This is a genomic window from Breoghania sp. JC706 (assembly GCF_037026715.1).
Lineage (GTDB): Bacteria > Pseudomonadota > Alphaproteobacteria > Rhizobiales > Stappiaceae > Breoghania.
The window spans coordinates 74,981-90,990 of record NZ_JBANCG010000001.1 but is presented as its reverse complement, the minus strand read 5'-3'; the positions used below and the strand labels follow the sequence as shown (position 1 = coordinate 90,990).

Genomic DNA, 16,010 nt, shown 5'->3' with positions numbered 1-16,010 from the left:
GGCGGAGATCTCTGGATCGGGCGCGCCGGACCTAATTCCTCCTGCAATAGGTAAGTCCGTTTGCATCGCACTGCAACAGGCCCATATCCATCACGCCGCAGACAGCCCCATATCCCCGGGCGGCAGGAGACATCTCCCGGATGCGACCGACGGCAAGCCGTCTTGACTAGGCCGCCCCGAATGACCAACGTCCCGCGCAAACCGGACGGGTTCCCGCCGGATCTTCGCCCCGGATGCCACAAGGCAGATGACGCCCGATGCCCCTTTTCGTCCTTCCCTACCCCGCCATCGACCCCGTCCTGATCGAACTGGGTCCCTTCGCGATCCGCTGGTATGCGCTGGCCTATATCGTCGGCATCCTGCTCGCGTGGCGGTACATGACACGCCTGGTGCGCACCGACCGGCTCTGGCAGGCAACGCCGCGTCCCTCGGCCGCCGATATTGACGATTTCGTCCTCTGGGCCACGCTGGGCATCGTCCTCGGCGGACGGCTCGGCTACGTGCTCATCTACAATCTGCCCTATTTCACCGAGCATCCGGCCGAGATCTTTCATGTCTGGCAGGGCGGCATGTCCTTCCACGGCGGCTTCCTCGGCACCGTGCTCGCGATGGTGATCTTCGCGCGGCTGCGCCGCATTTCGATGCTCACGCTGTTCGATCTTGCCGGCACGGCGGCCCCCATCGGCCTCTTCTTTGGCCGTATCGCCAATTTCATCAATGGCGAGCTTTGGGGGCGTGTCACCGATGTTCCCTGGGCGATGGTCTTTCCCGGGGGCGGCCCCCTTCCCCGCCACCCGAGCCAGCTCTACGAAGCAGCCCTTGAGGGTGTCGTCCTGTTTCTCGCCATGCGCCTCCTGAGCCATCGCTTCGAAATGCTGCGAAAGCCCGGCTTCATTGCCGGCGCCTTTGCGGCGGGATACGGCATCGCCCGCCTCATCGGCGAGCGCTTCCGCATGCCGGACGAGCAGATCGGCTTTCTCTCCTTCGGCACCACCATGGGCATGCAGCTCTCCCTGCCCATGATCGTCGCGGGCGCGTTTCTGATGGTTTGGGCCGTGCGCAAGCACGCGAACGGCGGCGAGACCGACAAGGGGCGCAAGGCGTGAGCGAGACCGCACTGAAGACCCGCATCAAGGCGCTGATCGAGACGGCGGGACCGATCAGCGTCGCCGACTACATGGGCCTGTGCCTCGCCGACCCCCAACACGGCTACTACATGCGCCGCGAACCGTTCGGCACCTCCGGCGATTTCACCACGGCGCCGGAAGTCAGCCAGATGTTCGGCGAACTCATCGGCGCCTGGTGCCTTGAGGTCTGGAGCGGTCTCGGCCGCCCGGAGAAGCTCAACCTCGTCGAACTCGGGCCCGGACGAGGCACGCTGATGGCGGACGTGCTGCGGGTCGCCCGCCTGGACCCGGGTTTCTGCGCGGCGGCGCATGTGCATCTGGTGGAAACCAGCCCGCGCCTCAGATCCGCGCAGGAACAAACCCTTGCCGCAGCTCCCCTGCCGCGGACCTGGCACGAAACCCTCGAAAGCGTGCCGGAGGGCCCGACCATCCTCGTCGCCAACGAATTCTTCGATGCCCTGCCGATCCGCCAGTATGTGCTTGCCTCCGGCAACTGGCACGAGCGCGTGGTCGGTCTGGATCGCGGGAGCGGCGATCTCATGTTCGCGGCCGGACCGGCCCGGCTGGACACCGCCGGCCTGCCGGAAGACATCGCGAACCCGAAGGCGCGCGGCATCGGCGACGGCGCAATCCTCGAAACCCAGCCGGTTGCCAACGCGATCGCCGGCGATATCGCCGCCCGGCTGACACGCCACGGCGGCGCGGCGCTGGTGATCGACTACGGCTACGAACGCACGGCGATCGGCGACACCCTTCAGGCCCTGGAACGGCATGCCTTCGCCGATCCGTTCGCCAATCCGGGCGAGGCGGACATCACCGCCCATGTGAACTTCGAGGCCTTGGCACGTGCGGCGCGCGAGGAGGGCGCGGCAATCCACGGACCGATGACCCAGGGGGATTTCCTCGTCGCACTCGGCCTGCTGGAACGCGCCGGCAGCCTCGGCTCGGGAAAGGACGTCGCGGTTCAGGAGCGCATCCGCGACGACGTCGAGCGGCTTGCGGCACCGGATCAGATGGGAACCCTGTTCAAGGTGCTGGCGTTTTCCTCCCGCTGCCCCGCCCCGCGCCCCTTTCCGGGCTGATACCTTCCTTCCACAACCGCGGCGTTTGACAGTGCCCGCCTTGCGCAGCAGGATCGCGGGCCGCGGTTTTTTCGATAATCGAGAGGCCATCGATGATTTCCGCAACCGATCTTGCCGCCTTGCCAGGCATCGGACACGGCTTTTTCACCCGCAATGGCGGGGTTTCCGAGGGCGTTTACGCGAGCCTCAACATCGGCCTTGGCTCCGATGACGAACGCTCCCGCGTTCAGGAAAACCGCAGCCGAATAGCGAGATCCTTCGAGCTCGCACCGGACCGGCTCGTCAGCCTCTACCAGCACCATTCCGCCGATGCCGTGACCGTGCGCGAGCCCTGGGCACCCGGCGAGGGACCGAAGGCGGATGCGATGGTCACCGACGAACCCGGCATTCTGCTTGGCATCGCCACCGCCGATTGCGGGCCTGTGCTGTTTGCCGATCCCGAGGCACGCGTCGTCGGAGCAGCCCATGCCGGATGGCGCGGCGCCCTGACCGGCGTGCTGGAAGCGACCATCGAGGCGATGGTGGCGCTCAATGCGGAACGCGACCGCATCATCGCCGTCCTCGGCCCCACCATTTCGGCGGCTGCTTACGAAGTCAGCGCCGAGTTCGTCGAGCGGTTCCGCGAGGATCACGAGGGCAATGCCATCTATTTCAAGCCGAACGACAAGCCCGGCCACGCCCAATTCGACCTGCCGGCCTATATCGTCGACCGGCTCGGGCGCGCAGGCATCGCGCGAGCTTCATCGCTTGGCCGCTGCACCTATGGAGAAGAAGAAAATTTCTTTTCCTACCGCCGCATGACCCATCGTGGAGAAGGTGATTACGGCCGCCAGATATCCGCGATCTGCATTCGGGAGGACTAGACAATGGCACTGCATTTCGAGCGAAGCGAATTCGATGAACGCCTCCAGAAGGTGCTCGCCGACATGAAGGATCGCAAGCTCGATGCCATGCTGCTGTTCGCGCCCGAAAGTCACTTCTGGCTGACAGGCTACGACACGTTCGGCTTCTGTTTCTTCCAGTGCCTGATCCTGAAGAAGGACGGAAGCTATGTGCTCTTTACCCGCGCGCCGGATCTCCGGCAGGCGCACCACACCTCGATCATCGAGGACATCCGTATCTGGGTGGATCGCGGCGAAGGCTCGCCCATCGGTCAGTTGAAGGACCTGCTGTTCGATCTGGATCTGCTGGGCTCGCAGCTGGGCGTCGAATACGACACACATGGCCTGTCGGGCCGCAATTCGCGACTGCTCGACGAGGCTTTGCGCTCTTTCGCCGAACTCCAGGACGCCTCCGACCTCATTCCCCGTCGGCGCGTCGTCAAGAGCCCGGCGGAGATCGCCTATGTCCGCAAAGCGGCCGAACTCGCAGACGAGGCCTACCGGGCGGGCGAGGCTGAAATCAGGGCCGGCGCCGACGAAGGCCGTATTCTGGCCGCCATGCAGGGCGCGGTTCTGGCCGGCGGCGGCGACTATCCCGGAAACGAGTTCATCATCGGCTCCGGCATGGATGCCCTCCTTTGCCGCTACAAGAGCGGCCGCCGGCAACTCGGCGCGAAGGACCAGCTCACGCTGGAATTCGCCGGCGTCTATCGCCATTACCACGTCGCGCTGATGCGCACCGTGCTGACCGGCGAGGCGACCCCGCGCCACATCGAGCTGCACGAGGCGGCCACCGCCGCGCTTGCGGCTGTGGAAGAGGTCATGCGGCCAGGCAACACCTTCGGCGACGTTTTCGATGCCCATGCCGGCGAGATGGACCGCCGAAACCTGATGCCTCACCGACTTAACGCCTGCGGCTATTCGCTCGGCGCACGGTTCGCACCGTCCTGGATGGACTGGCCGATGTTCTACCGGGGCAACAAGGTCGGGATCGAGCCCAATATGGTGCTGTTTGCACACATGATCCTGATGGATTCGGAAACGAACACCGCCATGACGCTGGGCTGCACCTACCTGACGAGCGAGGCCGAGCCGCGCCCGCTTTCCGAGCTCTCCCGCGATCTTGTGGTGCGATAGAGAAGCCTTGGCTGGATTCCTTCCCCAAATCCGGCTAGAGCAGACCCACCAAGAGGATCGGTCCGGGTGATGGGAAACGGTTGCTCAACCGTTTCCTGCCATCAAGGGCGCCAGGGCGTGTGGGCTCGGCGAACGCCGGGCGGCACATTCGAGAAGATGGCGACAGGACCGACACACGACAGGCTGCGAGCTGGTATGACCGAGCGACGTTTCTTTCCGTCCCTGCGCGCTGCGGCGCTGTTTGCCGGTTTTCTGGCGCTCGCCGGATGTAGCGGCACCGTCCCGCCGGCGCTCGTCGGCGACGGACCTGCTCCCGGCAACAGCGCATCGCAGACGAGCCGGCCTCCGGCCCCTTCGGTGCCGGCAAGCCAGGCGACCTTTGCGTTTGAGCCCTTCGTCGGCGTTCCCGGCAACACGGCCGATTCGCTTTCCCGCCGCATCGGGGAAGAAGCCAAGGCACAGGGGCTGACGATCGTGCGCCGCATCGGCGCCCCGGCGACATACCGGGTCAAGGGTCACCTCTCGGCGGTTGGCGACAATTCCTCTTCGACGATCATATACGTTTTCGACGTCTACGACGCCAACGGCAATCGGCTCCACCGCTTCTCCGGCCAGGAAACCTCCAGCAAGACCAGCGGCGATCCGTGGACCGGCGTCGAAGGCGATGCCCTCGACCTGATTGCCAAGCGCACGGTCATGGCGCTGCAATCCTGGCTCACGAGAGCGCCCGACTGACGGAAGGCCTGCGACTGACGAGGCGCTGGCCGCGTTTGCCGAAACGCGTTGCAGGGCGTCCGCACCGGGATATGGCGCTCGCTCATTCAGAATCCGCCGCGAACGGCCATCCGGCAGTTGTCGCGGCGCCTGCGCGTTGCTAAAACGCCGCCGCCCGACCTCATCCGGACCGACGCCGGACCGTCGACCCCGATCCGTCCGAGTGCATGCCGCTCGGAACCCTATTCGTATTTGACGCCTGACCGACTACAGGCGCCCTGGACCTCGTATCTGCGCAACAAGAAGGAACGCGAGCAATGAAACTCGTCGCGGGCAACTCCAACCGGGCACTGGCGGAAGAGATTTCCGGCTATCTCGACGTCCCGCTGGCGCAGTGCCAGGTGAGGCGCTTTGCCGACCAGGAGATCTTCATCGAGATCCAGGAAAACATGCGCGGCGAGGATGTGTTCATTCTGCAGTCGACAAGCTATCCGGCCAACGATCATCTGATGGAACTTCTGATCCTCATCGATGCGCTGCGCCGCTCCTCCGCGCGCCGCATCACGGCGGTGCTGCCCTATTTCGGCTACGCCCGCCAGGATCGCAAGCCCGGTCCCCGCACCCCGATCTCCGCCAAGCTCGTCTCCAACCTGATCACGCACGCCGGCGCCGACCGCGTCCTGACCCTCGATCTCCACGCCGGCCAGATCCAGGGCTTCTTCGACATCCCGACGGACAACCTGTTCGCGGCTCCCGTGATGACCCGCGACATCAAGGAGCGCTACGTGCAGGGCAACCTGATGGTGGTTTCCCCGGACGTCGGCGGCGTGGTTCGCGCGCGCGCGCTGGCCAAGCGCATCGACGCGCCGCTCGCCATCGTCGACAAGCGCCGCGAGCGGCCGGGCGAGTCGGAAGTCATGAACATCATCGGTGACGTCGCCGGCCGCGACTGCATCCTCGTCGACGACATCGTCGATTCCGGCGGCACCCTGTGCAACGCCGCGGACGCTTTGCTCGCCAAGGGCGCGACCTCGGTCACCGCCTATATCACCCACGGCGTTCTTTCCGGCGGAGCGGTTGCCCGCGTCGCCGCCTCCCGGCTGAAGGAACTGGTCATCACCAATTCCATCGAGCCGACGGCGGCTGTGGAATCGGCCCCGAACATCCGCGTCATCTCCATCGCCCCACTGATGGGCGAAGCCGTCAACCGCACCGCGCTGGAGAAGTCGGTGTCGAGCCTATTCAACTGATCGACCGGCGAGAAGCATCCGCGGGGACAGAACCGGCGGATGCTTGCCCTTTCGGCCGCGCTCCTGTATAGCAGCGGCCACGCGCCTACCCCCCTGGAGGAAGCGCGGAACGGAGGCCGATCGATCGGCCTCTTTTTCTTGACAGAACCACTTGAGGAGACGAGCCATGGCTCACACCTATGAGCTTGAGGCCACGTTGCGCGAGCGTGTGGGAAAGGGGTCCGCACGGGCACTTCGCCGCGACGGTAAGATTCCGGCCGTGATCTACGGCGGAAACAAGGATCCCCTTCCGATCGCGATCAACTCCAAGGAAACGACGCTGAAGCTGCACGCCGGCGGTTTCCTGACGCAGATCGCCACGATCAACGTCGACGGCAAGCAGGAACGCGTCCTGGCGCGCGACTACCAGCTGGATCCGGTCCGCGACTTTCTGGTCCACGTCGATTTTCTGCGCATCAGCGAAAGCACGCGCCTGACGGTTGACGTGCCGGTGCACTTCATCAACGAAGAAACCTCGCCCGGCATCAAGCGCGGCGGCGTTCTCAACGTCGTGCGCCACACGGTCGAGCTGGAATGCCCGGCGACCTCCATTCCGGAGTCGATCGTCGTCGATCTCGCCGGCCTGGACCTCGGCGATTCCGCGCACATCTCGCTGGTCACGCTGCCGGCGAACGTGACGCCGGCCATCACCGACCGCGATTTCACGATCGCCACCATCGCAGCACCTGCCGGCCTCAAGGAAGAGCTGAAGGGTGAAGGCGAAGGTGAAGAAGGCGGCGCCGAAGCCGAATAGGCTTCTCCACCCTTCTTCCCGGACGACGAAAAACACATTTCGAGGGGCGGCCCGCCGCCCCTCGTTCCCGTTTTCAGACAGCCCCGTTGCAGCCGGACGGCACCGGACATCCACCGATCCAGGGAGACAGCCATGCTTGTCATTGTCGGGCTCGGCAATCCCGGAACGAAATACGAGAAGAACCGCCACAACATCGGCTTCATGGCGGTCGACGCGATCCACCGCCGTCATTCCTCCTTCTCCCCGTGGCGCAAGCGTTTCCAGGCCGAAACCTCCGAAGGCACGATCGCCGACGAGAAGGTGATCCTGCTGAAACCTCAGACTTACATGAACGAGAGCGGGCAGGCAGTCGGTGCCGCCATGCGCTTCTTCAAACTCGAGCCCTCCGATATTACCGTGCTCTACGATGAGCTCGATCTCGTGCCCGGCAAGGTCAAGATAAAGGTGGCGGGCGGCTCGGGGGGCCACAACGGCATCAAGTCGATCGACGCGCATATCGGCAAGGACTACCGCCGCGTCCGCCTCGGCATCGGCCATCCCGGCTCCAAGGAGCATGTCACGGGCTACGTGCTGGGGGATTTCGCCAAGATCGATCAGGACTGGCTGGATCCGCTGCTCGACACGGTCGCGGACAATGCGGACCTCCTCGTCAAGGGCAATGACGGCGAGTTCATGAACCGCATCCACAAGGCCGTGACCGGCAAGGACGGCGCCGCGGACGCAGGCCCCGCCTCCCCCGCCCGCCCGGGATCGAAATCGGGCGCCCCGGGACGCAGCCACATCCGCCAGGCGCGCCCGAAGGCGAAACCGGACCTGCCGAAGGAAGGCCCGCTCGCGGCGATGCTCAAGGGCCTGCTGGGCCCCAAGGACAGCAATTAGAGAAAGACGACAACGATGGGCTTCAAGTGCGGTATCGTCGGGCTTCCGAATGTGGGCAAGTCCACCCTGTTCAACGCGCTGACCAAGACGGCGGCGGCGCAGGCGGCCAACTATCCCTTCTGCACCATCGAGCCGAACACCGGCGATGTTGCCGTCCCCGACCCGCGCATGAACGCCATCGCGAAGATCGCAGGCTCCGCCAATATCATCCCGACCCGGCTGCTGTTCGTCGACATCGCCGGTCTGGTGCGCGGTGCCTCCAAGGGCGAAGGCCTCGGCAACCAGTTCCTCGCCAACATCCGCGAGGTGGATGCCATCGCCCATGTGCTGCGCTGTTTCGATGATGGCGACATCACGCATGTCGAGGGCCGTATCGATCCGGTGGCCGACGCAGATACGGTTGAGACCGAGCTGATGCTTTCGGATCTGGAAAGCCTGGAGCGCCGTGTCGTGCCGCTGCGCAAGAAGGCGAACAGCGGCGAGAAGGAAGCCAAGACCCAGGTCGCGCTGATGGATGCCGTGCTGGAGCTGCTGCGCGACGGCAAGCCCGCCCGCATGCTCGAGGTCTCCAAGGAAGACCGCCCCGCCTTCGAGGCGCTGAACCTGCTGACCTCCAAGCCTGTTCTCTATGTCTGCAATGTCGATGAGGCATCGGCTGCGACCGGCAATGCCTATTCCGACGCGGTGAAGGCCAAGGCGGACGCCGAAGGGGCCGGCGCGGTCATCATTTCCGCGGCCATCGAGGCGGAAATCGCCCAGCTCGACGACGAGGAAGCGCGCGAATACATGGAAACGATGGGGCTGGAAGAGCCCGGCCTCGACCGCCTGATCCGCGCAGGCTACGACCTTCTGGGCCTGATCACCTACTTCACGGCCGGCCCGAAGGAAACGCGCGCCTGGACGATCACGCAAGGCACCAAGGCTCCGGCCGCGGCGGGCGTCATCCACACCGACTTCGAACGCGGATTCATCCGTGCCCAGACCATCGCCTATGACGACTACATCGCCTGCAAGGGCGAGGTGGGCGCCAAGGAAGCCGGCAAGGCGCGCGACGAAGGCAAGGAGTACGTCGTCCATGACGGCGACGTGATGCTGTTCAAGTTCAATACCTGAGCAGGCGCGGGCTTTCGAAAACGCACCGGCTCGTCCGCGCAAGCCGGAGGCGTTGCGAGATCCGAGCCGGCGGCCCATCCTTCGAGACGGCCCTACGGGCCTCCTCAGGATGACGTTGTCCGTGTTGCTGGTTCACCGAAGGCTTCAACAAACACAACGTCATCCTGAGGAGGACGCGCAGCGTCCATCTCGAAGGATGGGCCGCATGTTCTGTACGCCGACCAACGCGCAAACGTTGCACGGCCCGCCCCTGTCCCGGGACGAGGCCGCAATTTGCTCAGGCGCTCAGGCTCGCAGTCAGGCGGCCGGCTTCACGCCGCGGACCATCATCGTCATGCCGGGGATCATCTCCGAAACCTCGATCCCCGCAAAGCCCGCATCCTTCATCAGCTGGCTGACGTAGCCGCCCGTGATCGACTTGGCTTTCGGATTGAAAGCCACATGCTGGAGCTGCCACAAGGCGGCCAGCTTCGGCCCGGTGCGTTCGTCCTCAACCATGAAATCGTGGACGATGAAGTGACCGCCCGGCGAAAGCACGTCCATCGCCTTTCGCACCAGGCCCGGAATGCTCTCTCCCGGAACGCCGGAGAAGAGATAGGACATCAGCACCACGTCGACGGGTGAAGGCCATTCGCCTTCCAGGGCATTGCCGCCCTTGAAGCGGACGCGGTCCGACAGGCCCGCAGCCTTCACGAAGTCCTCGCCCACCTTCACCACGTTGGGGAAATCGAGCACCGTGGAGGAAAGCTCGGGATAGGCCTTGCACAGCGAAATGGAAAAGGCCCCCGTCCCGCCGCCGACATCGAGCATCTTGCGGGCCGCTGACAGATCGACCATGCGCGCCAGCGAGCGGCCGGGGCCGAGCGAACCGGCATGCTGGGATTCCGAATAGAGCCGGGCCTCCTTGGGATCGGAGAACCAGTCCGCATAGGAAGAGACCTGCTCGGGATCGAGTTCGCCCGTCAGCGCGCCTTCGAGCTGCGTCAGGAACGGATACATCTGCTTGTCGATCTGCAGGCGAAGATAGTCGCCGAAATCGTACTTGCGGCCGTTGACCAGGAAGGCTTCGGCGGCAGGCGAGTTGCGGTAGGTGCTGCCCTCGCGCTCAACGAGGCCGAGGCTTGTCAGCGCGGTCAGAAGGGTTGTCGCCCGGTCTGGATCCAGCCCCGTCTTCTCGGCAACGGCATCGAGTTCAGCCCCATCGTCCGCCAATGCCGTGAACAGTCCTACATGCAGGGCGGTAAACAACGCTTTCGATCCCATAAAGGCGAACGCAATATCCGAAATCTGCTCCGCCGTCTCCAGCGGCCTTGGACTGATCATTGCGACGTATCTCCTCAAGTCTTGTTGCACAAAAATCCATCACACATCCGCTGTAAACGAATGCAGGACGTTCCGGTGAATTTCCAGCTTGGAGGCATCATATGGCCATTTCACAGGATTGCAAAATTTTGCGACGGAAGTTGCTTTCAAAATCCTTCGCAAGCTTTCCCGAAGACAGCACTTGCTCAGGGTCATTTGCGGATTTGCCGGCTCGACAGACCTGCTGGATTTCGCCTAGAAACGGCAACATGAGAACAGAGCGATACTTCGAGGATTTTTCTTCCGGAGAAATCATCACCCTCGGCCCGCGCACCGTCGGCGCCGGGGAAATCGTCGAATTCGCAGCCGAATTCGATCCTCAGCCCTTCCATCTGGACGAAGAGGCCGGCCGGCGCTCGATTCTGGGTGGCCTGGCCGCATCCGGATGGCACACGGCCGCCCTGACCATGCGGATGATCTGTGACGCGTTCCTTCTGCAAACCGCGTCGATGGGATCTCCGGGCGTCACGAGCGTCAACTGGCGGCGTCCGGTTCTGGCCGGCGACACGCTCTCCGGCGTCGCCGAGGTCCTGTCCGCCCGCCGTTCCTCATCCAGGCCTGACATGGGCATCGTGACCTTCCGCATCACCCTCGCCAACCAGAAGGGCGAGACGGTCATGGTTCAGGAAAACCCGATCTTCATCGGCTGTCGGGAGGCTTCCGCGTGAAGTTTTTCGAGGATATCGAGACCGGCGTTGAAGAACCCGTGGGCAGCTACACGTTCACGGCACAAGAGATCAAGGCGTTTGCCGCCAAGTTCGATCCCCAGCCCTTCCACATGGACGAGGAAGCGGCGCGACGGAGCCATTTCGGACGGCTGTGCGCATCCGGCTGGCACACCGCAGCCGTCTGGATGAAGCTGATGATCGCCTACCGCGCAAGCCAGATCGAGGAGACGATGAACGGCGAGCGCGGTCATCTGGGTCCCTCCCCCGGCTTCGAGGACCTGAAATGGATCAGGCCGGTCTACGCCGGCGATACGATCAGCTACACCTCCATGATCGAGGACAAGCGCCTGCTCGCCACGCGCCCGGGATGGGGAATGGTGTCCCACGTCAACTGGGGCATCAATCAGAACGGCGAAAAGGTGTTCTCATTCCGCTCGCGGGTCCTTGTCGGGACCCGCGCCACGGCCACATCGCGTTAGAGCGCTTGTCCGTCCGGTCGCAGGCCAACATGCCCGCCCGGACGGCGATCGCCTCAATGACCCGGGAATTCCACCAGGGTGCGGACGGGAACGCCCTGCGCTTCGATCTTGGCGCGGCCGCCGAGATCCGGCAGGTCGATGATGAAACAGGCAGCGACGATGTCCGCGCCGACGCTGCGCAGCAGATTGATGGACGCTTCCGCCGTTCCGCCCGTGGCGATGAGATCGTCCACCAGGATCACCTTCTGCCCCGGCGCGATCGCGTCCTTGTGGATCTCGATCTCGTCGAGACCGTATTCCAGCGAATAGGACATGGACACCGTCTTGTAAGGCAGCTTGCCCGCCTTGCGGATCGGCACGAAACCGGCCGAGAGCTGATGCGCGACGGCGCCGCCGAGGATGAAGCCGCGCGCCTCGATGCCGGCGATCTGGTCGATCTTGGACCCCGCCCACGGCTGCACGAGCGCATCGACGGCACGCCGGAACGCCTTGGCATTGCCAAGAAGGGTCGTGATGTCGCGAAACAGAACCCCCGGCGCCGGATAGTCCGGGATGGTTCGGATCGCGGCGGCGAGTTCGTCCGACACGCTGGCCTCGGTCATAGATCAAATCCTCTGTTCAACGGGCAGGAGCCACGCGCTTCGTGCGGATGCGGGATATTCATACGGGCAGGTCCGGGTTTTCAGGCGTCGTTCCGGTTCAACACACGACCGGCGACCGCGCCGAGCTTTTCCAGAAGCGCGGGATCGCGCATGTCCGGAGCCGTCATCAGCGCATAATCGAGCGCGGTGTCCGATCCGACTGGACAAACCGGATGCTCGCGCGGGAAATCGCGGGCTACGCGCGCAACGAGACGCTGAGCATTCTCCGCATTGTCCTTGAGCACGCGAATGATCATGGTGATGTCGACCTCCCCGTGCTCGGGATGCCAGCTGTCGTAGTCGGTGACCATGGCAACGGTTGCGTAGCAGATTTCCGCCTCACGCGCGAGCTTGGCCTCCGGCATGTTGGTCATGCCGATAACATCGCAGCCCCAGGACCGGTACAGGTGGCTTTCCGCCAGCGAGGAAAACTGCGGCCCCTCCATGGCGAGATAGGTCCCGCCGCGCCGATGGCGGATGGCCTCGGCCTGCGCCGCCGCCTCGATCGCATCGACGAGCTTCGGGCTCACCGGATAGGCCATGGAGACATGGGCCACGCAGCCCGCGCCGAAGAAGCTCTTGTGGCGGGCGAAGGTGCGGTCGATGAACTGTTCCACCAGCAGGAAGGTGCCTGGCGCCAGCTCTTCCTTGAGCGAGCCGCAGGCGGAAACGGAAATGAGGTCGGTGACGCCGGCCCGCTTCAGAACATCGATATTGGCCCGGTAGTTGATGTCGCTCGGCGAAAGGCGGTGTCCACGGCCGTGGCGCGGCAGGAAAACGACCGTCAGGCCGTCCATCTCCCCGATCCGCAGCTCGTCCGACGGCTCGCCCCAGGGGCTCTCGACCTTGATCCACTCGGCATTTTCAAGGCCGGGCAACTCGTAGATGCCCGAGCCGCCGATCACCCCCAGCACAGATTTCGCCATCACGGATCCCCGTTTGTCATCACAAACGCCAGCATGTCCGGTGCGCGCCATTTGTCAACGCGACCGATACCGCGCGCATACGAAAACGCCGCGCGATCGCTCGCGCGGCGTGAATTCTCTCGCAGCCATCGCACACTCAGTGCGCGACGTTGCGCCAGATCTTCTTCTTCGTGAAGTAGAGCAGGCTGGCGAAGATCAGCAGGAAGATCATCACCCGGAAGCCCATCTTCTTGCGTTCCTCAAGCTTGGGCTCGGCCGCCCACATCAGGAAGGCGGAGACGTCGGTCGCATATTGGTCCACCGTCGTCGGCGACCCGTCGGGGTACTCGACGAGATCGTCCATCAGCGGCGGCGGCATGCCGATGGCGGGGCCCGCGATGAAATGCGGATTGTAGTACTTGCCGTCGGGAATCTCGACGTCCTCGGGCACGTTCTCCTCGTAGCCCGTCAGCAGGCCATGGATGTAGTCCGGCCCCTGCTCCTGGTACTGGGTGAAGGCATCGAAGACGAACCACGGGAAGCCGCGCTCCACGGCGCGACCCTTGGCGATCAGCGACAGATCGGGCGGATAGGCGCCGCCATTGGCAACCATCGCCGCCTGCTTGTTGGGGAACGGCGCGGGGAAGTGATCGGAGGGCTTGGCCTCGCGTTCATACATGTCGCCATCGTCGTTCGGCCCGTCCTGAACGGTGTATTCCGCGGCAAGCGCCTTGATCTGGTCTTCGGAATAACCGAGCGCACCTTCCTGGCCAAGGGTTCGGAAGGCGACGAGGCTCATGCTGTGGCAGCTGGAACAGACTTCCTTGTAGACCTTGAAGCCGCGCTGCAGCTGCTGCTTGTCGTAATGGCCAAACGGTCCGGAGAAGCTCCAGTGCTGCCGTTCGACGTGGGGACCTTCGCCCGCGGCGAGGGCAGGTGCGGCGATCGCCACCACTGCCACGGCCATGACCGCGCGGACAGACGTCGAGATGAGGGTCTTCATGTCTTGCTCTCCTCTCTTCCGCCCATCAGGCCTTGGTCTCGGGCGCGGCAACCGCACCGGAGGGCTGGCCGCCGCCGCTCTTTTCCAGCACCGCCTCGTTGATCGAGGCAGGCAGGGGCTTCGGCTTCTCCAGGAAGCCGAGCAACGGCAGGATGACCAGGAAATGGATGAAGTAATATGCGGTGCAGATCCGCGAGGCGAGCACGTAGCCGCCTTCCGGCGGCTTGGAGCCGAGCCAACCGAGGACAACGCATACGATCGCGAAGATCCAGAAGAACTGCTTGTAGATCGGACGATAGGTGGCCGAGCGCACGCGGGACGTATCGAGCCAGGGCAGGACGAACAGCACCGCGATGGCGCCGAACATCGCGATCACGCCGCCGAGCTTGTCGGGAATGGCGCGCAGGATCGCGTAGAACGGCAGGAAGTACCATTCCGGCACGATGTGCGCCGGCGTCACCAGCGGGTTGGCCTCGGTGTAGTTGTCCGGGTGCCCCATGTAGTTCGGCACGTAGAAGGCGAACCAGGCGAACAGGATCATGAACACCACGATCGCGAACAGGTCCTTCATCGTATAGTACGGATGGAAGGGCACCGTGTCCTTGTCGGACTTCGGATCGACGCCGGTCGGGTTGTTGTTGCCCGAGGTGTGGAACGCCCAGATGTGCAAGAGCACCACGCCGACGATCATGAACGGCAGCAGGTAGTGCAGCGAGAAGAAGCGGTTGAGTGTCGGGTTGCCGACCGCGAAGCCGCCCCACAGCCAGTGGGTGATCGTCTCGCCCACAAGCGGGATGGCCGAGAACAGGTTGGTAATGACCGTCGCGCCCCAGAAGGACATCTGGCCCCAGGGCAGCACGTAGCCCATGAAGGCGGTCGCCATCATCAACAGGAAGATGATCACGCCGAGGATCCACGAGATCTCGCGCGGGTCCTTGTAGGAACCGTAGTAGAGGCCGCGGAAGATGTGGATGTAGACGGCGATGAAGAACATCGACGCGCCGTTGGCGTGCAGATAGCGCATAAGCCAGCCGTAGTTCACGTCGCGCATGATGTGTTCGACGGAATTGAAGGCGAGATCCACATGCGGCGTGTAGTGCATCACCAGCACGACACCGGTGACGATCTGCGCGACCAGGACGAAAAAGGCGATACCGCCAAACGTCCACCAGTAGTTCAGGTTCTTGGGCGTCGGGAAATCAACGAAACTGCCGCGCACAAGGCTGATGACCGGCAGGCGTTTTTCCAGCCACCGGGCAGCCGTGTTCTGCGGCACATAGGTCGAATGTCCGGCCATGGTGCTTCCTCCTAGCTCAGGTGCGCGTCAGCCGATCGTCACGACCGTATCTGAGGTAAACTTGTAGGGCGGGATCAGAAGGTTCTCCGGGGCGGGCCCCTTCCGGATGCGGCCGGCGGTATCGTAGTGCGAGCCGTGACAAGGGCAGAACCAGCCGTCGAAATCGCCCGACTCGCCAATCGGGATGCAGCCCAGATGCGTGCACACGCCAACCATGATGAGGAGCTTTTCGCCAAGCTCCGCGGAGCCTCCTTCCGCACCGCCGGCGGCCCGGTTCTCGTCGGTGGCCTGGGCATCGGCGGGAAGGTTCAGGTTGCGCGCGAGCGGATCACGCAGCTCCGAGATGTCGACGGCCTTTGCCTCTTCGACTTCCTTGTCCGTCCGGTTGCGGATGAAGAGGGGCTTGCCGCGCCACATCACCTTGATCTGCTGGCCCTCGGCGACGTTCGAGACGTCGACCTCGATGGAGGCCAGGGCCAGGGCGGACGCATCGGGGTTCATCTGACTGATGAACGGCCATGCCAACGCCCCCACACCGACCGCACCTACGGCACCGGTCGCGATATAGAGGAAATCGCGACGGGTTGCCTCTCCCATTTCCGTCGTAGCCAAGGTCTGATCCTCTCCAATCATGTCGCCGCGCCGGCAATTACCTCGTTCCTCGCACCGTTCCGTTGAT

The 16,010-nt window shown here is 64.0% G+C and carries 17 protein-coding genes; 11 read left to right on the top strand and 6 right to left on the bottom strand.

Annotated elements, in window-relative coordinates; translation table 11 throughout:
- The first annotated feature begins 257 nt into the window (after positions 1-257).
- From lgt to ychF, 9 genes are all read left to right on the top strand, one after another.
- Positions 258-1,106 (top strand): prolipoprotein diacylglyceryl transferase, encoded by an 849-nt coding sequence (lgt, locus tag V2L18_RS00435; RefSeq protein ID WP_336175674.1) that lies wholly within the window; start codon positions 258-260, stop codon positions 1,104-1,106.
- Positions 1,103-2,209, top strand: a complete 1,107-nt coding sequence (locus V2L18_RS00430) for a class I SAM-dependent methyltransferase (protein ID WP_336175672.1) — start codon at positions 1,103-1,105, stop codon at positions 2,207-2,209. The genes lgt and V2L18_RS00430 overlap by 4 nt, the downstream gene beginning before the upstream one ends.
- 92 nt (positions 2,210-2,301) lie before the next feature.
- Positions 2,302-3,072, top strand: coding sequence for a peptidoglycan editing factor PgeF (gene pgeF / locus V2L18_RS00425; protein WP_336175671.1), 771 nt, complete (start codon positions 2,302-2,304; stop codon positions 3,070-3,072).
- 3 nt (positions 3,073-3,075) lie between these two features.
- On the top strand, positions 3,076-4,227 hold the full coding sequence (locus V2L18_RS00420; RefSeq protein ID WP_336175670.1) for a Xaa-Pro peptidase family protein: 1,152 nt from the start codon (positions 3,076-3,078) through the stop codon (positions 4,225-4,227).
- Positions 4,228-4,422: 195 nt separating this feature from the next.
- The gene (locus V2L18_RS00415; RefSeq protein WP_336175669.1) at positions 4,423-4,962 is read left to right on the top strand and encodes a hypothetical protein; all 540 of its coding nucleotides are present in this window, start codon (positions 4,423-4,425) and stop codon (positions 4,960-4,962) included.
- Between the two features lie 296 nt (positions 4,963-5,258).
- Positions 5,259-6,191, top strand: coding sequence for a ribose-phosphate pyrophosphokinase (locus V2L18_RS00410; protein WP_336175668.1), 933 nt, complete (start codon positions 5,259-5,261; stop codon positions 6,189-6,191).
- Positions 6,192-6,357: 166 nt separating this feature from the next.
- Entirely contained in the window at positions 6,358-6,984 is a 627-nt protein-coding gene (locus V2L18_RS00405) for a 50S ribosomal protein L25/general stress protein Ctc (protein WP_336175667.1), read from the top strand.
- Positions 6,985-7,116: 132 nt separating this feature from the next.
- Positions 7,117-7,863 carry an aminoacyl-tRNA hydrolase gene (pth, locus tag V2L18_RS00400; protein ID WP_336175666.1) on the top strand — a complete coding sequence of 249 codons (747 nt, stop codon included), beginning with the start codon at positions 7,117-7,119 and terminating at the stop codon, positions 7,861-7,863.
- Positions 7,864-7,878: 15 nt separating this feature from the next.
- On the top strand, positions 7,879-8,976 hold the full coding sequence (ychF, locus tag V2L18_RS00395; RefSeq protein ID WP_336175665.1) for a redox-regulated ATPase YchF: 1,098 nt from the start codon (positions 7,879-7,881) through the stop codon (positions 8,974-8,976).
- Between the two features lie 297 nt (positions 8,977-9,273).
- On the opposite strand, the gene V2L18_RS00390 is transcribed toward ychF, so the two are convergent.
- Complete coding sequence (locus V2L18_RS00390) at positions 9,274-10,299, bottom strand: methyltransferase (RefSeq protein WP_336175664.1); 1,026 nt, start codon at positions 10,297-10,299, stop codon at positions 9,274-9,276.
- A gap of 101 nt (positions 10,300-10,400) precedes the next feature.
- Here V2L18_RS00390 and V2L18_RS00385 point away from each other — a divergent pair, with 101 nt between their 5' ends.
- On the top strand, positions 10,401-11,006 hold the full coding sequence (locus V2L18_RS00385; protein WP_336175663.1) for a MaoC family dehydratase: 606 nt from the start codon (positions 10,401-10,403) through the stop codon (positions 11,004-11,006).
- Complete coding sequence (locus V2L18_RS00380; RefSeq protein WP_336175662.1) at positions 11,003-11,485, top strand: MaoC family dehydratase; 483 nt, start codon at positions 11,003-11,005, stop codon at positions 11,483-11,485. The genes V2L18_RS00385 and V2L18_RS00380 overlap by 4 nt, the downstream gene beginning before the upstream one ends.
- Positions 11,486-11,538: 53 nt before the next feature.
- Here V2L18_RS00380 and V2L18_RS00375 read toward each other — a convergent pair whose 3' ends face one another.
- From V2L18_RS00375 to petA, 5 genes are all read right to left on the bottom strand, one after another.
- Entirely contained in the window at positions 11,539-12,087 is a 549-nt protein-coding gene (locus tag V2L18_RS00375) for an adenine phosphoribosyltransferase (RefSeq protein ID WP_336175660.1), read from the bottom strand.
- Between the two features lie 80 nt (positions 12,088-12,167).
- Complete coding sequence (locus V2L18_RS00370; RefSeq protein ID WP_336175659.1) at positions 12,168-13,052, bottom strand: S-methyl-5'-thioadenosine phosphorylase; 885 nt, start codon at positions 13,050-13,052, stop codon at positions 12,168-12,170.
- A gap of 136 nt (positions 13,053-13,188) precedes the next feature.
- The gene (locus V2L18_RS00365; RefSeq protein ID WP_336175657.1) at positions 13,189-14,034 is read right to left on the bottom strand and encodes a cytochrome c1; all 846 of its coding nucleotides are present in this window, start codon (positions 14,032-14,034) and stop codon (positions 13,189-13,191) included.
- Between the two features lie 25 nt (positions 14,035-14,059).
- Positions 14,060-15,331, bottom strand: coding sequence for a cytochrome b/b6 (locus V2L18_RS00360; RefSeq protein ID WP_336175655.1), 1,272 nt, complete (start codon positions 15,329-15,331; stop codon positions 14,060-14,062).
- A gap of 27 nt (positions 15,332-15,358) precedes the next feature.
- Positions 15,359-15,961 (bottom strand): ubiquinol-cytochrome c reductase iron-sulfur subunit, encoded by a 603-nt coding sequence (gene petA / locus V2L18_RS00355; protein WP_336176361.1) that lies wholly within the window; start codon positions 15,959-15,961, stop codon positions 15,359-15,361.
- Between the last annotated feature and the right edge of the window lie 49 nt (positions 15,962-16,010).

Coding starts and splice junctions, on each gene's coding strand:
- V2L18_RS00420 (WP_336175670.1), top strand. CDS start 3,076: ATGGCACTGCATTTCGAGCGAAGCGAATTCGATGAACGCCTCCAGAAG.
- V2L18_RS00415 (WP_336175669.1), top strand. CDS start 4,423: ATGACCGAGCGACGTTTCTTTCCGTCCCTGCGCGCTGCGGCGCTGTTT.
- V2L18_RS00375 (WP_336175660.1), bottom strand. CDS start 12,087: ATGACCGAGGCCAGCGTGTCGGACGAACTCGCCGCCGCGATCCGAACC.
- V2L18_RS00365 (WP_336175657.1), bottom strand. CDS start 14,034: ATGAAGACCCTCATCTCGACGTCTGTCCGCGCGGTCATGGCCGTGGCA.
- pth (WP_336175666.1), top strand. CDS start 7,117: ATGCTTGTCATTGTCGGGCTCGGCAATCCCGGAACGAAATACGAGAAG.
- lgt (WP_336175674.1), top strand. CDS start 258: ATGCCCCTTTTCGTCCTTCCCTACCCCGCCATCGACCCCGTCCTGATC.
- ychF (WP_336175665.1), top strand. CDS start 7,879: ATGGGCTTCAAGTGCGGTATCGTCGGGCTTCCGAATGTGGGCAAGTCC.
- V2L18_RS00405 (WP_336175667.1), top strand. CDS start 6,358: ATGGCTCACACCTATGAGCTTGAGGCCACGTTGCGCGAGCGTGTGGGA.
- pgeF (WP_336175671.1), top strand. CDS start 2,302: ATGATTTCCGCAACCGATCTTGCCGCCTTGCCAGGCATCGGACACGGC.
- V2L18_RS00410 (WP_336175668.1), top strand. CDS start 5,259: ATGAAACTCGTCGCGGGCAACTCCAACCGGGCACTGGCGGAAGAGATT.
- V2L18_RS00370 (WP_336175659.1), bottom strand. CDS start 13,052: ATGGCGAAATCTGTGCTGGGGGTGATCGGCGGCTCGGGCATCTACGAG.
- V2L18_RS00360 (WP_336175655.1), bottom strand. CDS start 15,331: ATGGCCGGACATTCGACCTATGTGCCGCAGAACACGGCTGCCCGGTGG.
- V2L18_RS00385 (WP_336175663.1), top strand. CDS start 10,401: ATGGCCATTTCACAGGATTGCAAAATTTTGCGACGGAAGTTGCTTTCA.
- V2L18_RS00390 (WP_336175664.1), bottom strand. CDS start 10,299: ATGATCAGTCCAAGGCCGCTGGAGACGGCGGAGCAGATTTCGGATATT.